We start from the raw sequence: 19,696 nt of genomic DNA, 5'->3' as shown, positions 1-19,696 counted from the left end.
CATGTCACGTCACGTACTCAGCCTCCTCGTAGAGGACAAGCCGGGCCTATTGACCCGTGTAGCCGGGCTATTTGCACGCCGCGGCTTCAACATCGAGTCCCTCGCTGTTGGCCCCACCGAAATGCACGGTCTGTCGCGCATCACGGTCGTGGTCGACGAAGACGAGACGCTACTTGAACAGGTCACGAAGCAGCTCAACAAGCTCGTCAACGTGATTAAAGTGGTCGAACTTGATGCCACGAGTTCGGTGCAGCGCGAACACGTTCTCATCAAGGTTCGTGCAGATAACCAGTCACGGTCACACGTGCTTGAAGCGGTCAACCTGTTTCGGGCGCGGGTCGTCGATGTGGTGCCCGATGCCCTCACGATCGAGGTCACGGGTGACACCGGCAAGATCGAGGCCTTTCTGAAAGTGCTCGAACAGTACGGCATCAAGGAGATCGCCCAGTCGGGTCTGATCGCCATGGGCCGTGGTTCGAAATCGATCACCGAGCGCGTCTTCAAAAACTGACAGCCGGCGAAGCCAGCTGTCATCCTGCGCTCGCGAAGCGAGTCGCAGGATCCACAAACCAATTCACTTTTCAAAACCCCCAACATAAGGAGAACCCCGTGGCAGAGATGTACTACGACGCCGACGCCGACCTGTCGATCATCCAGGGCAAGAAGGTAGCCGTCGTTGGCTACGGCTCGCAGGGTCACGCGCACGCAATGAACCTGCGCGACTCAGGCGTCGAGGTTGTTATCGCGCTCAAGGAAGGCTCGAAGTCGATCCAGAAGGCCGAAGAAGCTGGCTTCACCGTTAAGACGGTGGCTGACGCGGCCGAGTGGGCCGACCTCATCATGATCCTCGCCCCCGATCAGCACCAGCGTGCGATCTACAACGAGCAGATCAAGGACAAGCTGACCGCGGGCAAGACCCTCGCGTTTGCCCACGGCTTCAACATCCGTTTCGGTTACATCGAGGCTCCCGAGGGCGTCGACGTGATCCTCGTTGCTCCCAAGGCCCCCGGCCACACCGTGCGCCGCGAGTTCGAGGCTGGCCGTGGTATCCCCGACATCATTGCAGTCGAGGTTGACGCGACCGGCAACGCATGGAACATTGCACTGTCGTACGCGAAGGCGATCGGTGGCACCCGCGCCGGCGTCATCAAGACGACCTTCACCGAAGAGACCGAGACCGACCTGTTCGGCGAGCAGGCAGTGCTCTGCGGTGGCATGAGCCACCTCGTGCAGGCCGGCTTTGAGACGCTCACCGAGGCTGGCTACCAGCCCGAGATCGCCTACTTCGAGGTGCTGCACGAGCTCAAGCTCATCGTCGACCTGATGTGGGAGGGCGGCATCGCTAAGCAGCGCTGGTCGATCTCTGACACCGCTGAGTTCGGTGACTACGTCTCGGGCCCCCGCATCGTTGACGCGGGCGTCAAGGAGCGCATGAAGGAGGTCCTCACCGACATCCAGACCGGTGCGTTCGCGAAGCGTTTCATCGAGGACATGGACAACGGCGGTGTTGAGTTCCAGGCCATGCGCGCCAAGGAAGAGCAGCACCCCATCGAGAAGACCGGTGTTGAGCTGCGCAGCCTGTTTGCATGGCAGCAGACCGACGCCGACTACGTCGATGGTTCGGCTGCACGCTAAGCACTAGCGGGTACAAGGGCGCCTGGAAATCCAGGCGCCCTTTGCTGTCCCCGCGGTGCAGGGCTGGCTCTAACCAGCGCGCTTCGTGCGCGCTGTCGCCTGCGCGGTCCACGGGTCCTCGGGCCACGGATGTTTCGGGTACCTACCGCGCATCTCGCGCCGCACCTGTTGGTACGGCCCGCCCCAAAATGACCGCAGGTCATCGGTGACAGCAAGGGGCCGCCGCGCCGGTGACAGCAGATGAAACAAGACCGGCACGCGCCCATCAACAAGCCGAGGAGTCTCGGCCAGGCCAAACAGCTCTTGTAGCTTCACCGCGACCACGGGCCGGGCATCATCGAGGGCATACGTGATGCGCACGCGAGAGCCCGACGGCACCGCGAGGTGCTCGGGCGTGAGTTCATCGAGGCGCGCCGCTTCGGGCCACGGCAGTAGCCGGCGGAGCGCTTGCGCGAGATCGAGCCCCGCGAGCGCAGCGCCGGGGCGCAGCTTGGAAAGATCCGGCACGAGCCAGTCGTCGAGCCGCGTGAGCAGCGCGTCGCTGCTCACATCGGGCCAGGGCGCGCCGAGAACGCGGTGGAGCAGTGCGAGTCGCGCACGCAACATGTTCGCCCCCTCACCGAAGCTGAGCGTCTCGAGCCCCTCGGCGCGCAAGTGTGTGGTGTAGGCGGGCCCGATGTCGCTGGGCTCTGCGCGCACCGGGGCAGACGCGAGCACGATCGCGCCGAGCGAGCGCTCCTCACGCACCCGCAGCTTGCCGGCCTCGATCGTTGCGGCCCGCGAGGAAGTCAGGAGTCTGTGCGCCACGCGAGATGCGACCTCTTCGCTCAGGGGGGCCGCGAGGCGAATTACGGCGCCCGTGCCGTCGGCGGCGCGGCCCCCTGTCAGCTGCACCTCGTGTACGGCGAGCCACTCGTGTGCTGCGAGCTCGCTGCCCTCGGGCAGCGCGGCCCGCGTACCGCTCGCGAGCAGGTAACTGCGCGCGTGCTCACTCGTGCGGCGCGCAACCCACTCGGGGCGGCCGAGGGCGACGATGGTGCCTAGCGCCTCTCTTGCCGCTCCGGATCGGGCCGTGGTAGGAGCACCCGAGCCTTCGGTATGGGCCGCCGCGGCGTTCGATCCCCGGGTGCTCGAGCCGCCCGCGCGGGCAATGCGTTCGAGACGCTGTACCTCGCGCTTCCAGCGAGGCGCCCCCGGGTGCCGCCCGGCGCGCAGCGCGCGCAACAGCTGAGGCAGATCGGCGTGCGGATCACGGTGGTCGTCAGAAACCGCGGCCACTACCTCGGCCGCGAGTCGCGGGTCATGCACCGCCCGCGCTCCCTCGGTGAGGGCGCGGGCCGAACTTGCGCCGACCGGCAACAGCGCGACCGCGCGGCCCGCCGCTGTCGTGTACCCCGCGTCGTCGATCAGATCGAGCGCACGCAGTGTGCGCGCAGCTTGGCGTATGGCGGCCTCGGGCGGGGGTGTCAAAAGCGCAAGCCCCGCCGCCTCGGGCGTACCCCACGCCGCCAATAGGAGGGCCGCATCGGTGAGGTCTGCCGAGGCGATTTCGGGCTGGCCTGCCTGGCGCATGTGCGCATACTCGGCTTCAGAATACGCTCGCACGACGCGCCCGGGACCCTGGCGGGCGGCGCGGCCCGCACGCTGTTCGGCGCTTGCACGCGACGCGCTCACGGTTGTAAGCCCCGCCATGTCGCGCCCGCGATCGCGGCGCACCTCACGGGCGAGCCCCGCATCCACGACGAGGCGCACCCCGGGCACCGTCAGTGAGCTTTCGGCGAGCGACGTGCTGACGATGATGCGCGGTGGCTCTGCAGGGCCGCGGCCACGCACGGCCCGATCCTGCTCGCGCGCGGGCACCCGGCCGTGAAGCGGCAGGATCTCAGGGAAGGTTGCCCCTGATCCGGAGCTTGAACGTAGCAGCGCGACGAGATCGTCGACTTCACGTGCACCCGGCACGAACACGAGCGCGTCGCTGTGCGCGGGGTCGTGCGCATGGGCATCGCGCTGTGCCTTGAGCGTGACGTGGGCCAAGTGCGCGAGGTAGTCGCGCGTCACGCCGCGTTGATCGAGCCGTAAGCCAGCGAACGGTTCGTGGGTGACAGTGAGTGGATGCAGCACCGACGGCACCTGCACAACGGGGGCGCCGCCCAGCAGCTCAGACACGCTCGCAGCATCGAGCGTCGCAGACATTGCCACGACAATCAGATCATCACGTAGCGCGCGGGCTTCGGCTGCCATGCCGAGCAGCAGATCACCCTCGACCGTGCGCTCGTGCACCTCGTCGAGCACAATCGCTGCGACCCCCGGCAGCTCGGGGTTGTCAATGAGGCGCCGCAGCAGCACACCGGGAGTGACCACCTCGACCCGGGTGCTGGCGCTCACGTGACGCTCGCCTCTCATCGTGACGCCCACCAGTTCGCCGAGCGGGGTGCCCGATAGCTCGGCGAGCCGGTGGGCGGCGGCCCGAGCGGCGATGCGCCGCGGCTGCGTGAGAATCACGCGCGGTATGGGGCCCGTATCAGCGGAAGCTGCCTGCGCGATCAAATTCGCCACGAGCGGGGGTACAAAGGTCGTTTTGCCCGTGCCTGGCGGGGCGGTGACGACGAATGCGCGGGCCGCCGCGGCGCGTTCAAGCTCTTGTTGGGCGCGTGAGACGACGAGTCCGTGGCCGATGCGGGCGAGGTCAAAGGGAAGCGCAGTCACCCAGCTAGCTTACGAGGCAGGGCACATGGCGCGATGTGTCGCGGTGTGTGGCGCGGTGCGTGGCGCGGTGGGTGGCGCGGTGCGTGGCGCGGTGGGGAAGGCATGCCGGGCTCGGCAGACTCAAAGATGAGTTTAGCTAGTGTGGTGATCGTGCGAAATAAGAACGATGGCGGGGCGCGCGAGAGCCGCCTTGTGAGCGGGTGGACTGTCGAGGGTGCTCCCGAACAGGCGAGTTCCGGGCCGGGGGCACCCGAGCAAGGGGCGACGCCCGAGCCGCTAGTGGCGGCGTTTGCTGCAGCTGAGCAGCAAACCGACGAATCGGGTGCGGGCGGGAGCGAACCTACGGGGGAGCGCGCGCAAATGTCGAACGCGACGCTCGTGGTGCTGGGGGTATTTGGTGGCATCTACCTGATGTACACGTGGGTCTGGTTTAGCTGGGCCGAGTACTACGCGAGCGCAAACGACCTCGTCGCCGCGTCGAGCGGATCGCTCGGCGGTGTGCTGCAGCAGATCGTGTTCTGGATCGCGCCGCTCGCGCCGATCGGATGGTTTTTCACCGCGCTACTGATGAACCGGGGTGCTTCGACGCTGCGGCTCGCGCTGTGGATCGTGCTGGGTGCGGTGGTGCTGGTGCCGCTGCCCATGATTATGTGGGGTGCATAATATGACACGCCGAATCATTTCTTGGGCCGTGTGGGCAATCATCACCGGCCTGTATGTCTACATGGTGGTAGCTGCCGTGGGCAACATCGTGCTGCTGCCCCAGATGGTGGCGAGCATTGGGGTATCGATAACCGGGGCTGGCTGGTTCTGGATGATATTTGGTGTCGCTCTGCCGCCGCTCGCGTATGCGCTCGCCCTCGTATTCGCCCGGCGCAGTGGCACCGCGGTGCGCTTACTCGCGCTCGCGACCGGGTTGTGCGCGGCCGCCGCGATTCAGCTTGAAGTGCTGCTGCTGGTGCCACAGTCGAGCTTCTTCGGCTAGTTTTGGGGCCGAATGCGTCGCTGCGTGACGCCGCGCGTCATCGTGCTGCCGCGTGAGACCCTAGAATGGAACCCCGGCCCGTGTTTGCACAGGCTGGGTACCCAATGCCGCTGACCCGAAGGATTCGCTTGATGTCTGCGCCGGTCGTGCTGATCGCCGAACAACTTTCGCCCGCTACCATCGCCGCACTCGGCCCCGACTTCGAGGTGGTGCACGTCGACGGTACTGACCGCGACGCGCTGCGCTCGGCGTTGGCCACGGCAAACGCCGTGCTTGTGCGCTCGGCAACACTGATTGACGCCGAGGCGCTCAGCTGGGCACCCCAGCTGCAGGTCATCGCCCGCGCTGGCGTGGGCCTCGACAACGTCGACATCAAGGCTGCCACGCAGGCCGGTGTGATGGTCGTCAATGCCCCGACCTCGAACATCATCAGCGCTGCTGAGCTGACGGTCGCCCACATTCTGGGTCTCGCACGCCACCTGCCGCGTGCGCACTCGTCGCTGTCAGAGGGACTTTGGAAGCGGTCGTCGTTCACCGGCACCGAGCTCTACGAAAAGACCGTCGGCATCGTCGGCCTCGGCCGAATCGGCGCCCTCGTCGCCGAACGTCTGCGTGGTTTTGGTGTTGAACTCATCGCGTTCGACCCCTACGTCACCGCAGTGCGGGCACAGCAGCTGGGTGTCGAACTGGTTTCGCTTGACGAGCTCGTAAAGCGCGTCGACTTCCTCACGATCCACATGCCGCGCACGCCTGAGACGCTCGGCATGATCGGCGCAGACCAGATGCGCGCGATGAAGTCGACCGCGTACGTTGTCAACGTAGCTCGCGGCGGCCTCATCGATGAGGCGGCGCTCGCTGACGCCCTCAAGGCAGGCGAAATTGCCGGAGCCGCGCTCGACGTGTTCATGCAGGAGCCTCCGGCCGATACCTCACTCACGGGTCTGCCGAACGTCAACGTCACCCCGCACCTGGGCGCTTCGACCGCAGAAGCACAGGAGAAAGCCGGTGTGTCTGTCGCGAAGTCGGTGCGCCTGGCACTCGCGGGCGACCTCGTGCCCGACGCGGTGAACGTCGCGGGCGGCGTGATCGATGAGTATGTGCGCCCCGGCCTGCCCCTCACCGAGAAGCTTGGCCAGGTCTTCGCGGGCCTCGCGGGTGCACCGATCGCCTCCCTTGACATCGAGGTGCACGGTGAGCTCGCTGAGCGCAACGTTGAGGCCCTGCGCCTGGCAGCCCTCAAGGGCGTCTTCTCGAAGGTGGTGAGCGATCCCGTTTCGTACGTGAACGCGCCGCTGATCGCTGAGCAGCGCGGCGTCGAGGTGCGATTCTCGAAGGACGCGATCTCAGAGAGCTACCGAAACGTCATCACGCTGCGTGGGGCGCTGACCGACGGCACTGCGATTTCGGTGTCGGGCACGCTCACCGGCCCCAAGCAGGTTGAGAAGATCGTTGAGATCAACGGCTACGAAATCGAACTGCCGATCCCAGAGCACCTGGTCGTGTTCAGCTACACCGATCGCCCCGGCATCGTTGCGGTATACGGCGGCATTCTGGGCGAGGCGAGCGTCAACATCGCGGGCCTGCAGATCGCGCGCGACGATAAGAAGGGCACGGCGCTGTCGGTGCTCGCGGTCGACGCTCCGGTTGAAGAACACGTCATCACATCGCTGCGCGCAGCGATTGGCGCAGAACGGATCCACACGATCGACGTCGACGCTCAGTAGCTCGTCCTCGTCGTAAACGGCACCGTCTCCCCGCATTCACGGGGTGGCGGTGCCGTTTTTCGTGCACAGTGATAGCCTGGTCTAGTGGGCAAAAGCCCACGGTACGACATTCGAGCGCGCAGGCTGCGGGCTGGTCTTCGGTGGTAGTTCCCTCTGTGATGCACGCTCCCAGGGTGGCCTTCTACTGAACATCAGCAGTGCGGCACACGCTGTAACCTACGCCGCGCGCTCACCCGAACAAAGGAGATCCCGTGGAGGGTCCTGAAATCAAGTTCGCCGAGACCGTTCTCGACAACGGCCGCTTTGGCAAGCGTACGATCCGTTTCGAAGCCGGCCGTCTCGCGCAGCAGGCGCAGGGCGCGGTTGCCGCGTACATCGACGAAGAAACCATGCTGCTGTCGGCCACCAGCGCGTCGAAGAACCCGAAGGATCACTTCGACTTCTTCCCGCTGACCGTTGACGTCGAAGAGCGTTCATACGCCGCGGGCAAGATTCCCGGCTCGTTCTTCCGTCGCGAGGGTCGCCCCTCGACCGAGGCGATCCTCGTCTGCCGCCTCATCGACCGCCCGCTGCGCCCGTCGTTCGTTGACGGCCTGCGCAACGAGGTGCAGATCGTTGTGACCGTCATGTCGATCGCTCCCGGTGAGTTCTACGACGCGCTGGCGATCAACGCTGCAAGCGCCTCGACCCAGATCTCGGGTCTGCCCTTCTCAGGCCCCATTGCCGGCGTGCGCCTGGCACTGATTCCCGGCTCGGGCGACAACGCAGACCAGTGGGTCGCGTTCCCCAACGCCGAGCAGGTGGGCGAGGCAGTGTTCGACCTGATGGTCGCTGGCCGCGTCGTCACCAAGGCAGACGGCACCGAAGATGTCGCGATCATGATGGTCGAGGCTGAGGCAACTGAGGGTTCATGGAACCTCATCAAGGCTGGCGCTACCAAGCCCGACGAGGCGATCGTTGCCCAGGGTCTCGAGGCAGCTAAGCCTTTCTTGACCCAGCTCGTGAAGGCACAGGAGCAGCTCGCCGCACAGTCGGCAAAGGCCGTGCAGGAGTACCCCGTGTTCCTGCCCTACACCGACGAGGCATACGCCGCGGTGGCGGAGCTTGCTCAGGCAGAGCTCGAGAACATCTACCAGATCGCTGCAAAGCAGGAGCGTCAGGACGCCGATGACGCACTGAAGTTGCGCGTCAAGGAGGCTATCGCAGCCAAGGTCGCTGCAGGCGAGCTGGCCGCAGAGGTTGAAGCTCAGGTTTCGGGTGCGTACAAGGCGGTCACGAAGAAGGTCGTACGCGGCCGCATTCTCGCCGGTGGCAGCCGCATGGACGGCCGCGGCCTGCGCGACATCCGTGCGCTTGACGCAGAGGTTCAGGTCATTCCTCGCGTGCACGGTTCTGCGATCTTCCAGCGCGGCGAGACCCAGATCTTGGGCGTCTCGACGCTCAACATGCTCAAGATGGAGCAGCAGATCGACTCGCTGTCGCCCACGACCAGCAAGCGTTACATGCACCACTACAACTTCCCGCCCTACTCGACCGGTGAGACCGGCCGCGTAGGTAGCCCGAAGCGCCGCGAAATCGGCCACGGCTTCTTGGCAGAGCGCGCACTCGTGCCCGTGCTGCCGAGCCGCGAAGAGTTCCCCTACGCGATCCGTCAGGTGTCTGAGGCGCTGAGCTCGAACGGTTCGACCTCTATGGGCTCGGTCTGCGCATCGACCCTGTCGCTGCTCAACGCTGGTGTGCCGCTGCGCGCGGCCGTCGCGGGTATCGCTATGGGCCTCGTGTCTGACGAGGTCGACGGCGAGACCCGTTACGCCACCCTCACCGACATTCTCGGTGCAGAGGACGCGCTCGGCGACATGGACTTCAAGGTCGCTGGTACCTCGGAGTTCGTGACCGCGCTGCAGCTTGATACCAAGCTCGACGGCATCCCCTCTGACGTGCTCATCGGCGCGCTGGCGCAGGCCAAGGAGGCGCGCGACACGATCCTCGGCGTGCTGAACCAGGCGATCGACACCCCCGACGAGATGGCGCCCACCGCGCCCCGCGTCATCACGGTGAACATCCCCGTCGACAAGATCGGTGAGCTGATCGGCCCCAAGGGCAAGACGATCAACGGTATTCAGGACGCGACCGGCGCCGACATCTCGATCGACGACGATGGCACCGTATACATCGGTGCGGTTGATGGCCCGTCGGCTGAGGCTGCACGTGCGCAGGTCAACGCGATCGCTAACCCGCAGAACCCCGAGGTCGGCGAGCAGTATCTTGGCACCGTCGTGAAGAACGCCGCGTTTGGCGCCTTCGTGTCACTGCTGCCCGGCAAGGACGGCCTGCTGCACATCTCTGAGGTGCGCAAGCTCGTTGGCGGTAAGCGCATCGAGTCGGTCGACGAGGTGCTCTCGGTGGGCCAGAAGGTGCTCGTCAAGATCACCAAGGTCGACGACCGCGGCAAGCTCTCGCTCGAGCCCGTCATCGAGGAGCAGGCGGCAGACGCCGCTGACGAGGCTCCCGCGGCCGAGTAACCTCGCGCCGCGATCCGGCAGCTTGTGCCGGATCCGGATCATGTGTTCGCCCGCCGCACCCTTCGGGGTGCGGCGGGCGAACGTGATTGAGCGGTATGCTGCTCGCAACGACCGCGAGGAGTGTGCGATGCAGCTATACCGTGCGAGCGTGTGTGACACGCCAGTCAGCCCGTTTGCTGGGGGCGCGCTGCGCTCGGAGGAGGACGCGGGCCTACTTGTGCGCGATGGCGTGATCATCGATCGTGGGCCATTTGACGGCGTACGTGACAGGTGGCCGCGCGCCGAGGTGATCGAACTGCGCGGCGGGGTGTTGATTCCTGGACTCATCGACACCCACGTGCACTACCCGCAGGTGCGGGTGATTGGTGAGCTTGGACGGCCACTGCTCGACTGGCTCGATGCGTGCGCGCTGCCCGAAGAAACTCGGCTTCAAGACGTCGCTTACGCGCGCGAGATCGCGCACGAGTTTGTCGCGGGGCTGGTGCACGCGGGCACGACCACGGCGCTTGTGTTTGGCTCGCACTTCGCCGCCGCTACCGACGCGCTGTTTACTGAGGCGACGCGGGCGGGCCTGCGTATCACGGCGGGGCTCGTGACGAGCGACCGGGGGCTGCCCGGCGCGCTCCTGACAACGCCGGATCGAGCGCGCGCCGAAGCCGAGGCGCTCATCGCCCGCTGGCACGGTGTGGGCCGCACCCGCTACGCGGTGACACCGCGCTTCGCGCTGTCTGCCTCGGCGGAGCTGCTCGCCAGCGAGGGTGAGTTGCTCGCCGCCCACGAGGGACTCTTTTTCACGTCGCACCTCAACGAGAATGCCGCCGAGATCGACGTCGTCGCGGGGCTGTTTCCCGAGGCGCGAGACTACCTCGACGCGTACGACCGGGCTGGGCTGGTGGGGGAGCGCAGCGTGTTTGCGCACAACGTGCTCCCGAGCGAGGCCGAGCTGGCGCGCCTTGGCGGGGTGGGGGCCGCGGTTGCGCACTGCCCGACCTCGAACTCGTCGCTCGGCAGCGGCGTGTTTGCGTTTGGCAGGCACATCGACCACGGGGTGCGTGTGGCGCTCGGCACCGATGTGGGGGCGGGCACCGGGTTCTCACTTTTGAAGGAGGGGGCACAGGCGTACTTTATGCAGCGGCTTGCGCACGGCGGCGGGTTCGAGCTGTCTGCAGCGCACCTGCTGTATCTCGCGACGAAAGCCGGTGCCGAAGCGTTGGGGCTCACGGGAGACACCTCGGTACGGGTGGGCGAGCTTTCACAGGGGTGCAACTTCGACGCGGTGTGGGTGCGCCCCGAGGCGGGTTCGACGCTCGATGTCGGGCTGAAGCACGCCCCCGGGCCAGATGCGGCGATCGCACGAGTGTTCGCGCTCGGCACGCCCGCCGACATCGCGCGGGTGTGGATCCAGGGAGAGGAGACGCTGCGGCGATAGGCTGAAGTAATGCGCGAACCCATTCTTCTGCCCCTCGACCAGCCCGAACTCTCGGTTGACTTAAGCGGTGGCCTCGTACGCCGCACGGTGCACCCGAGCGGCTTGCGGGTGCTCACCGAACACATGCCCGGCGCCCGCAGTGCCACGATCGGGTTTTGGGTGGGGGTCGGCTCGCGTGACGAGCAGGCCGAGAACAATGAGGCCCCCGGTAGCCTCGGCTCCACGCACTTTCTCGAGCACCTGTTGTTCAAAGGCACGCCCACACGTGACGCGTTTGAGATTGCGACGAGCTTCGACCGCATTGGCGCCGAACACAACGCTCTGACCGCAAAGGAATACACCTGCTATTACGCGAAGGTGCGTGATGCAGACGTGACACGGGCCGTCACCGTGCTCACCGACATGGTCGCGAACTCGGTGATCGACGAGGGCGAGTTTGAGACCGAGCGCGGCGTGATTTTGGAAGAAATCGCGATGGCAGCCGACGACCTCGCAGACGTGGCGGGCGAGCGCCTGTTTGAGGCCGTGTTTGGCGAGCACACGCTCGGACGGCCCATCGGTGGCCACCCCGAGACGATTAAAGACGCTGTGCGCGACGACGTGATGCTGCACTACCGCGAGCGCTACGATCCGACCACTCTGGTCGTTACCGCTGCTGGTGCGGTTGACCACGACCAGCTTGTAGACCTGGTGCTCGAAGCGCTCAATGCGTCACCCGAGGAGCGGTGGCACACCGGTCGATCCGGCACGCCCGTGCGTCGTTCGCAGGCTGCGAGCAGCGTCACGCGCGGTGAGCGGCTGCACATCACCGAGCGGCCGAGCGAGCAGCTCAACCTCATGATCGGCGCCGAGGGACTGCAATCGAACGACCCGCGACGCTTCGCCTATGGGATCATGAACTCGGTGCTCGGCGGAGGCATGTCGAGCCGCCTGTTCCAAGAGATCCGTGAGAAGCGCGGTCTCGCTTACACCGCGTACTCGTTTGGTGCGAGCTACTCTGACGCCGGACTCTTTGGCATCTACGCGGGGTGCGCCCCCGAGCGTGCGCAGGAAGTGCTCGAACTCAGCCGCATCGAGCTGGGCCGCATGGCCGAGTCAGGCGTAACCGAAGAGGAGCTGGAACGCTCACTCGGTCAGATTGCGGGTTCATCGGCGCTCGCGCTCGAAGACTCTGATACGCGCATGGGGCGCCTCGGCCGCGCCGAAATTGGCGGCGGTGAGCTCTACGACCTTGACACCTCACTCGAGCGGTTCCACGCCGTCACCGCCGAAGATGTGCGTGCGATCGCCGCCGAGATCGCGTCGCGACCGCAGACCGTCGTCGCGGTCGGTGACGTGTCGCGGGCGGGTACCTTAGAAGCATGAGTGTTCGAGTAGCAGTTGCTGGCGCCACGGGGCGCCTGGGAACGTTAGTGTGCGAGGTCGTCGAAGCGACGCCCGGGTTTGAGCTTGTGGCGCGGCTGCGCAGCACGTCGGCCCCTGAAGACGGGGCGAACGCCGACCTGGTCGTCGATGTGAGCCACCCAGACGCGTCAGCTGGCATCGTGGAGCGTGCGCTCGAGCGTAGCCAGAAGGTGATCATCGGCACGAGCGGCTGGTCTGCCGACCGGCTCGCCGAGTTACGCACCCGGCTTGAGGCGACGCCCGAGGCCGGTGTCATTGTCGTGCCCAACTTCTCGCTGGGCTCGGTACTGGGCACGGCGCTCGCGCGCATCGCCGCCCCGCATTTTGATGCCGTTGAGATCATTGAGGCGCACCACCCGCACAAGGTTGATTCGCCCTCGGGTACTGCGGTGCGCACAGCCGAGCTGATGGCCGAGGCACGCGGCGGTAAGCCGACAGAGGCGCCGTTTGCCGAGCAGCCGGCGCGCGGGCAACTCGTCGCGGGAATTCCCGTGCACAGTCTGAGGCTCGCGGGCGTCGTAGCGAAGCAAGAAGTGCGGTTCGGTGGCCCCGGCGAAGTGCTTACGATCACACACGACACCCACTCGGGGGAGGCGTACCGCGCCGGTATTCACGCCGCGCTTCAGGCTGCCCCGGGCTGCACCGGTCTCACGGTCGGGCTTGACGCAGTGCTCGGACTCGGCGGCATCGCGTGATGAGCGCGCGGGCGCGGGCGATCGCGAGCGTCGCCCTCATGAGTGCGTTGCTTGCCCTCTACTTTGTGTTCACAGGGGTGCGAGCGGTAGCGCTGCTTGCCTCGGGCAGTATCGTGCCGGTGCTCATGGGGCTGGCGATGTTGATCCTGCCCCTCATTGGCGCGTGGGCGCTGTGGCGCGAGCTGCGCTTTGGGCAGCAAGCCACGGCCCTCGTCGACCGGCTTGCGGACTCGGGCGACCTGCCCGAGGAGCTGGCAGCGGCCCGCGAGGCGGGCACGCGGCCCGACCGAGACGCGCTCGACGCCTCGTTCGATCGCTACCGGGCTGCGGCCGAGGCGGCGCCGGATCAGTGGCAGTCGTGGGCGAGACTCGGGCTAATGTACGACGCCTGTGGCGACCGAAAGCGTGCTCGTGCAGCTATTCGACAATCGATATCGGTGGATTCTGGGAAAAATTGAGATGAATCACGCGCCGATTAGTATTTTGACGCCGAGATACATAGACTCGATCCCCGTACGAGAGTGGTTTTAGCGACGCGAGATTTTTCGCGCCAATAGTTCCCTCCACACTGGAGCATACGCGCGCAATAGGGCGCGCCAGAAAGCATGAAGTCACATGGCGAAATATGACCTAAATGCCCCGACACCGGAGACGCGAACGCTTGATTCGCACACCGGTATCAGCAAGAAGGGGCTCCCCTCGGGCACAGTGGGTGTGCTCGGGGCTCTTGTGATCGGTCTGTCGACCTGTGCCCCCGCATACACGCTCACCGCGGCCGTCGGCCCGGCCGCGAGCGAGGTGGGTTACCAGACTCCCGCGATCTTCCTCATGGGTTTCATCCCCATGCTGCTGGTCGCGATCGGCTACCGCGCGCTGAACTCGGCGATGCCGGACTCGGGCACCTCGTTCACCTGGGCATCGCGGGCGTTTGGCCCGTGGATCGGGTGGATGGCGGGTTGGGGGCTCATTGCCGCCACCGTGCTGGTGCTTTCGAACCTGGCAGGAATCGCGGTCGAGTTCTTGTTCCAGTCGATCAGTATTCTTGTGGGTGACCCGTCAATTGCTGAGCTCTCGGGTAACCGCTTTATCAACATTGCCGTGTGTCTCGTGTTCATGGCGATCGCGACGTTCATCTCCTACCGCGGCATGACTGAGACCAAGATCTTCCAGTACATCACCGTTGCGTTCCAGATGGCGATCCTGATCTGGTTTATCGTTGCCATGTTTGTGGGCGCAGCAGACCCCGCCAACAGCGAGGGTCGCATGCCAGAACTGTCGTGGTTTAACCCGCTTGAGGTGTCGAGCGTGAGCGCGTTTGCCGCCGGAATTGCTGTCTCGATCTTCGTGTACTGGGGCTGGGACACGGTGCTCACGATGGGCGAAGAGACCAAGCCTTCGAAGGGTCGACTGTCGACCGAGAGCAAGGCCGCAATGATTCTCGTGGGCATTCTCGTGGTCCTCTACGTGGGTACGGCGACAGCAACGGTCGCGTACGCAGGTCTGGGCGACGGGCCTACGGGACTCAACAACCCGAAGATTGCTGAGAACGTGTTTGCGGCGCTCGCGAACCCGGTGATGGGACCCGCAGCGATCTTGCTTTCGGTCGCGATCTTGGTGAGCGCGCTCGCATCGATCAACTCAACCGCGATTTCGCCCGCGCGCACCCTGCTCGCGATGTCGCACTATGGTGCGCTGCCGGCCGCGATCAAGAAGATTCACCCCAAGTACAAGTCGCCGCACGTAGCGCTGCTGCTGTCGGCTCTGGTCGCCTCGGCGTTCTACGCTGTGATGCGTTTCATCAGTGAAGACGTGCTGTGGGACACGATTACGGCGCTCGGCATGATGGTCTGCTTCTACTACGGCATCACCGCGCTTGCGAGCCCCTGGTACTTCCGCAAGACCGCCTTCAAGGAGGGCGTGGGGGGTGCATTCTCGAAGTTCATTCTGCCGGGCCTCGGCGGTGTGCTGCTGCTGGTTGTGTTCGTGCAGACGACGCTTGACAGCATGGACCCGGAGTTTGGTTCAGGCAGCAACATTGCCGGTGTCGGTCTCGTAGGGATCATCGGCGTGGTCGTGCTTGGGCTCGGTGTTGTGCTGATGTTTGTGCAGGCGCGGGTGGCGCCCGCGTTCTTCCGCGGTGATGTGCTGTCGAAGGCTGATGCCACGTCTGACACTTCTGCGATGGCGCTGTTCGACGACGGCCTAGGTTCGTAGGGTTCGTTTGTGAACGGGGGTGCAGCGCCATTTCGCGTGCTGCACCCCCGTTTTCGTCGTTATCCTGCGGGAGCTTGCTCCCTTCCGTCATCCTGCGGGAGCTTGCGACTCGCAGGATCCATGCGCTGGATGCGACTCGTTCCTCGCGCAGCATGACGGGGAGGGAGGCCGCGCAGCATGACGGGGAGGGAGGCCGCGCAGCATGACGGGGAGGGAGGCCGCGCAGCATGACGGGGAGGGAAGTCGCGCAGCATGACAGGGGGAAGGACACACAGGCACGAGGGGTAAACTCGCGGGGTGAGTACTCCCGAGATTCTGACCCCGTACGAAGACCTGCTGCGCGAGGTTCTCGAGCACGGCACCCCCAAGTCTGACCGCACCGGCACAGGCACACGAAGCCTCTTTGGGCGACAGATTCGGTTCGACCTCGCAGAGTCCTTTCCGCTCATCACGACGAAACGCGTGCACTTTAAGTCGGTCGCGGTCGAACTGCTGTGGTTCTTGCGCGGCGAGAGCAATGTCTCGTACCTGCGCGACAACGGCGTGACGATCTGGGACGAGTGGGCAGACGCGCAGGGCGACCTGGGCCCCGTATACGGGGTGCAGTGGCGTTCCTGGCCGACCCCCGCGGGTGAGCACATCGACCAGATCTCACAGGTGATCGAACAGATCCGCTCGAACCCCGATTCGCGCAGACTTATCGTGTCGGCCTGGAACGTCGCGGAGCTCGACCAGATGGCGCTCGCGCCCTGCCACGCGTTCTTCCAGTTTTACGTCGCTGACGGCAAACTCTCGTGCCAGCTATACCAGCGGTCGGCCGACATGTTTCTCGGTGTGCCCTTCAACATCGCCTCGTACGCGATGCTCACCCTCATGGTGGCGCAGCAGACCGGGCTCGAGCCTGGCGAGTTCGTGTGGACTGGCGGTGATTGCCACATCTACGACAATCACATTGAGCAGGTAGAGCGTCAGCTTGCCCGCGATGCGTTCCCGTACCCGAACCTGAAGATCACGCAGCGAGATTCGATCTTCGACTACGAGCTCGCGGACTTCGAGGTCGTCGGTTACGAACATCATCCCGGCATCAAAGCGCCGGTAGCGGTATAAGAGGGAGCGCGACAGGTGGCACGCACGAGGCTGGGTCTGATCTGGGCGGAGGCCCGCGGCGGTGTTATCGGTAAGGCCGGCACGATGCCCTGGCACCTTCCCGAAGACCTCGCACACTTCAAACGCACAACAATGGGTGCGCCCGTCATTATGGGACGCCGCACTTGGGAGTCGCTGCCAGGCTCCGTGCGCCCGCTGCCGGGGCGCCAAAACATCGTGGTCACGCGCAACAGCGCGTACGAAGCGCCCGGAGCCACTGTTGTGGCATCTGTCGAAGCGGGGCTGCGAGCCGCAGACGCGGCAAGCGACGGCGTCGCTGATCCGGTGATCTGGAACATCGGTGGAGCCGAGCTATTTGGTGCGTCCATCGCGGCGGCGACCGAGCTGGTCGTGACACGCATCGAGGCCGACATTGAGGGCGGCGATACCTATGCCCCCGCGATCGGCGAGGGCTGGCAGCTCGCCACGCGCGGCGAGCTCACCCGCTCGGTAACGGGCCTCGAGTTCCGGATCGAGCGCTGGCTGCGGTCCGGCTGAGCCCAGAATGGCATCGGGATCCGGAGCCTGGGCAGGAACACGCCGCGCGTACGGTAGCCTAGACGGGTGGCAACTCATGAGAACCCCTTCGGACAGGTACTGGTAGCGCTCGTTACGCCTTTTCAGGCTGACGGTGAGGTTGATTGGGCTGCCACCGAGAAGCATATAGACGAGTGCATTCGTAACGGTGCCGACGGCATCGTAGTGACGGGCACCACAGGAGAAACCAGCACGCTCACCGACCCCGAGAAGCTCAAGCTCGTCGAGGTCGCGAAGTCGGTTTCGGGTGGCCGCGCGAAGATCATCACGGGCGGTGGCTCAAACGAGACCGCACACGCGATTGAGCTCTACAAAGCGAGCGAGAAGGCTGGCGCAGACGGTGTCATGATCGTCACGCCCTACTACAACAAGCCGACCCAGGCGGGTCTACTGACGCACTTCCGCATGGTGGCAGACGCCACCGACCTGCCGGTCATCTTGTACGACATTCCGGGCCGCACCGGTGTGCCGATTGAGTACGAGACGATTCTGCGCCTCGCGAAGCACCCGAACATTCTGGCCGTCAAGGACGCGAAGGGTGATTTCAGCCAGGTCAGCCGTGTGCTCAACCAGACTGACCTCATGTACTTCTCGGGTGACGACGCGAACGTGCTGCCGCACCTCGCGATCGGAGCTACGGGCCTCATCGGTGTCACCGCGAACGTCGCTGCTGCACCCTACCGCGCGATCATCGACGCGGTGAACGCGGGCGATCTGCATACAGCACGCAAGGTGCACCAGCAGCTCGAACCGCTCGTGCGTGCGGTGATGACGCACGTTCCCGGCACTGTTGCCGCAAAATACATTCTTCACGGCCTCGGCCGTATTGGCAGCCCCCGGGTACGGCTGCCCCTCGTAGGGCCCGAAGAGTGGGAGGCCGCCCTCATTGAGGACGAGCTCGCGCTCATCAAGGACGTTCCGGGCGTCGACCTTTCAAACTTCAGGCCGGACCGCAATGCGGCTGCCGGCGGTGCCCTGCCCCAGATTGCAGGCACCACCCGCTAATAAACAGGAGGCCCCGTGCCCAACCCCCCTTACGCCCCTCCCGCTCTCGCGAAGGGCGCACTCCGCATCACTCCGCTGGGTGGTCTCGGAGAAGTAGGCCGCAACATGACGGTCTACGAGATCAACGGCAAGTTGCTGATCGTCGACTGTGGTGTGCTGTTTCCTGAGGAGCACCAGCCAGGCGTCGACCTCATTTTGCCTGACATCTCGAAGATTGAGCACCGGCTCAGCGACATTGTGGCGGTCGTGCTGACCCACGGCCACGAAGACCACATTGGTGCCGTGCCGTACCTGCTCAAGATGCGCGAAGATATTCCGCTCGTCGGTTCGAAGCTGACCCTCGCGTTTGTTGAGGCGAAGCTCAAGGAACACCGCATTCGCCCGAAGACTCACGTGGTGCGCGAAGACGAACACGCTAAGTACGGCCCGTTTGACCTTGAGTTCATCGCGGTGAACCACTCGATTCCCGACGCGCTTGCGGTCGCGATTCGTACCGAGGCTGGGCTGGTGATTGGCACTGGTGACTTCAAGATGGACCAGCTGCCGCTTGACGGCCGTATCACCGACCTGCGCGCGTTCGCGCGGCTCGGCGAAGAGGGCGTCGACCTCTTCATGACCGACTCCACGAACGCCGATGTGCCCGGGTTCACCTCTCCCGAGAAGAACATCGGACCCGTCATCGAACAGGTGATCTCGAAGACGCGCGGCAAGGTCGTAGTGGCGAGCTTCTCGAGCCACGTGCACCGCGTGCAGCAGGTGCTTGACGCAGCCTACGCGAACGGTCGCCGCGTCGTGCTGCTCGGCCGATCGATGGTGCGCAACATGAAGATTGCTGCCGATCTGGGGTACCTGACGGTGCCCGAGGGCGTTATCGTCGATCTGAAGAAGAGCGGCGACATTCCCGACCACCGCATCGTCTACATGTCGACCGGTTCACAGGGCGAGCCGATGGCGGTGCTCAGCCGCATGGTGAACCGCGAGCACCAGATCGAGGTCGGCGAAGACGACACCGTGATTCTTGCTTCGAGCCTGATCCCAGGTAACGAGACCAGCGTTTACCGCATCATCGACGGGCTCATCAAGCTCGGCGCAAACGTGGTGCACAAGGGCAACGCTAAGGTTCACGTTTCGGGCCACGCTTCGGCTGGCGAGCTGCTGTACTGCTACAACATTGTGCGCCCCAAGAACGTGATGCCGATTCACGGTGAACACCGCATGCTGGTCGCTAACGCAGCGCTCGCAATCGAAACCGGTGTGCCGCAGAACCGCACCGTGATCGCTGAAAATGGCACTGTTGTCGACCTAGTTGACGGCGTGGCACGTGAAGTGGGCCAGCTCGAGATCGATTACATCTACGTAGACGGCAAGAGCGTTGGTCGTGTCACTGACGACGATCTGCGTGACCGTCGCACGATGGCAGAAGAAGGCTTCATCTCGGTCGTGACCGTGGTTGAGACCACGCTCGGCCAGATCGTCTCGGGCCCCGAGATTCACGCCCGCGGCGTAGCAGAAGATGCCCGCGTGTACGACAAGATCAAGCCACAGATCGCTAAGGCCCTCGAAGACGCCATGAATGACGGTGTCACCGATCGCCGTGGCCTGCAGCAGGTCGTGCGTCGCACCGTTGGCCGGTGGGTCGGCACGAAGCTGCGCCGCAAGGCAATGATCGTTCCCGTCGTGGTGGTGGTGTAACG

General features: G+C 64.9%; 16 protein-coding genes. 15 read left to right on the top strand and 1 reads right to left on the bottom strand.

Annotated features, from left to right (window positions below; genetic code table 11):
- Position 1 precedes the first annotated feature (1 nt).
- A complete protein-coding gene (gene ilvN / locus ACXR2T_RS02645) occupies positions 2-511 on the top strand; it encodes an acetolactate synthase small subunit (protein ID WP_458814219.1) in 510 nt (169 codons plus the stop codon).
- A gap of 107 nt (positions 512-618) precedes the next feature.
- Positions 619-1,635: a ketol-acid reductoisomerase gene (gene ilvC, locus ACXR2T_RS02640; protein ID WP_458814351.1), complete on the top strand. Its 1,017-nt coding sequence runs from the start codon at positions 619-621 to the stop codon at positions 1,633-1,635.
- A gap of 69 nt (positions 1,636-1,704) precedes the next feature.
- Here ilvC and hrpB read toward each other — a convergent pair whose 3' ends face one another.
- Positions 1,705-4,341: an ATP-dependent helicase HrpB gene (hrpB, locus tag ACXR2T_RS02635; RefSeq protein WP_458838205.1), complete on the bottom strand. Its 2,637-nt coding sequence runs from the start codon at positions 4,339-4,341 to the stop codon at positions 1,705-1,707.
- 126 nt (positions 4,342-4,467) lie between these two features.
- Here hrpB and ACXR2T_RS02630 point away from each other — a divergent pair, with 126 nt between their 5' ends.
- The 13 genes from ACXR2T_RS02630 to ACXR2T_RS02570 all read left to right on the top strand — a co-directional run bounded on the left by ACXR2T_RS02630 (position 4,468) and on the right by ACXR2T_RS02570 (position 19,694).
- Positions 4,468-5,004, top strand: a complete 537-nt coding sequence (locus ACXR2T_RS02630; protein ID WP_458838206.1) for a hypothetical protein — start codon at positions 4,468-4,470, stop codon at positions 5,002-5,004.
- Between the two features lies 1 nt (position 5,005).
- Entirely contained in the window at positions 5,006-5,326 is a 321-nt protein-coding gene (locus tag ACXR2T_RS02625; RefSeq protein ID WP_458814225.1) for a hypothetical protein, read from the top strand.
- 131 nt (positions 5,327-5,457) lie between these two features.
- Complete coding sequence (serA, locus tag ACXR2T_RS02620) at positions 5,458-7,050, top strand: phosphoglycerate dehydrogenase (RefSeq protein ID WP_458838207.1); 1,593 nt, start codon at positions 5,458-5,460, stop codon at positions 7,048-7,050.
- Positions 7,051-7,301: 251 nt separating this feature from the next.
- Positions 7,302-9,572, top strand: coding sequence for a polyribonucleotide nucleotidyltransferase (locus ACXR2T_RS02615; protein ID WP_458838208.1), 2,271 nt, complete (start codon positions 7,302-7,304; stop codon positions 9,570-9,572).
- Positions 9,573-9,699: 127 nt separating this feature from the next.
- The gene (gene guaD, locus ACXR2T_RS02610) at positions 9,700-11,001 is read left to right on the top strand and encodes a guanine deaminase (protein ID WP_458838209.1); all 1,302 of its coding nucleotides are present in this window, start codon (positions 9,700-9,702) and stop codon (positions 10,999-11,001) included.
- A gap of 9 nt (positions 11,002-11,010) precedes the next feature.
- Positions 11,011-12,366 carry a M16 family metallopeptidase gene (locus ACXR2T_RS02605; RefSeq protein WP_458838210.1) on the top strand — a complete coding sequence of 452 codons (1,356 nt, stop codon included), beginning with the start codon at positions 11,011-11,013 and terminating at the stop codon, positions 12,364-12,366.
- Positions 12,363-13,100 (top strand): 4-hydroxy-tetrahydrodipicolinate reductase, encoded by a 738-nt coding sequence (gene dapB, locus ACXR2T_RS02600; RefSeq protein WP_458838211.1) that lies wholly within the window; start codon positions 12,363-12,365, stop codon positions 13,098-13,100. Before ACXR2T_RS02605 ends, dapB begins: the two co-directional genes overlap by 4 nt.
- A complete protein-coding gene (locus ACXR2T_RS02595; RefSeq protein ID WP_458838212.1) occupies positions 13,100-13,558 on the top strand; it encodes a hypothetical protein in 459 nt (152 codons plus the stop codon). Before dapB ends, ACXR2T_RS02595 begins: the two co-directional genes overlap by 1 nt.
- 157 nt (positions 13,559-13,715) lie before the next feature.
- On the top strand, positions 13,716-15,314 hold the full coding sequence (locus ACXR2T_RS02590; RefSeq protein ID WP_458838213.1) for an APC family permease: 1,599 nt from the start codon (positions 13,716-13,718) through the stop codon (positions 15,312-15,314).
- Between the two features lie 297 nt (positions 15,315-15,611).
- Complete coding sequence (locus tag ACXR2T_RS02585) at positions 15,612-16,421, top strand: thymidylate synthase (protein ID WP_458838214.1); 810 nt, start codon at positions 15,612-15,614, stop codon at positions 16,419-16,421.
- Between the two features lie 15 nt (positions 16,422-16,436).
- Entirely contained in the window at positions 16,437-16,958 is a 522-nt protein-coding gene (locus ACXR2T_RS02580) for a dihydrofolate reductase (RefSeq protein WP_458838215.1), read from the top strand.
- A 66-nt stretch (positions 16,959-17,024) separates the two neighbouring features.
- On the top strand, positions 17,025-18,002 hold the full coding sequence (gene dapA / locus ACXR2T_RS02575) for a 4-hydroxy-tetrahydrodipicolinate synthase (RefSeq protein WP_458814244.1): 978 nt from the start codon (positions 17,025-17,027) through the stop codon (positions 18,000-18,002).
- Positions 18,003-18,017: 15 nt separating this feature from the next.
- Positions 18,018-19,694: a ribonuclease J gene (locus ACXR2T_RS02570; protein WP_458814246.1), complete on the top strand. Its 1,677-nt coding sequence runs from the start codon at positions 18,018-18,020 to the stop codon at positions 19,692-19,694.
- The last annotated feature ends 2 nt before the right edge of the window (positions 19,695-19,696 follow it).

Source organism: Leucobacter faecis, assembly GCF_054456635.2.
This window is presented reverse-complemented; position numbering and strand designations above follow the sequence as displayed.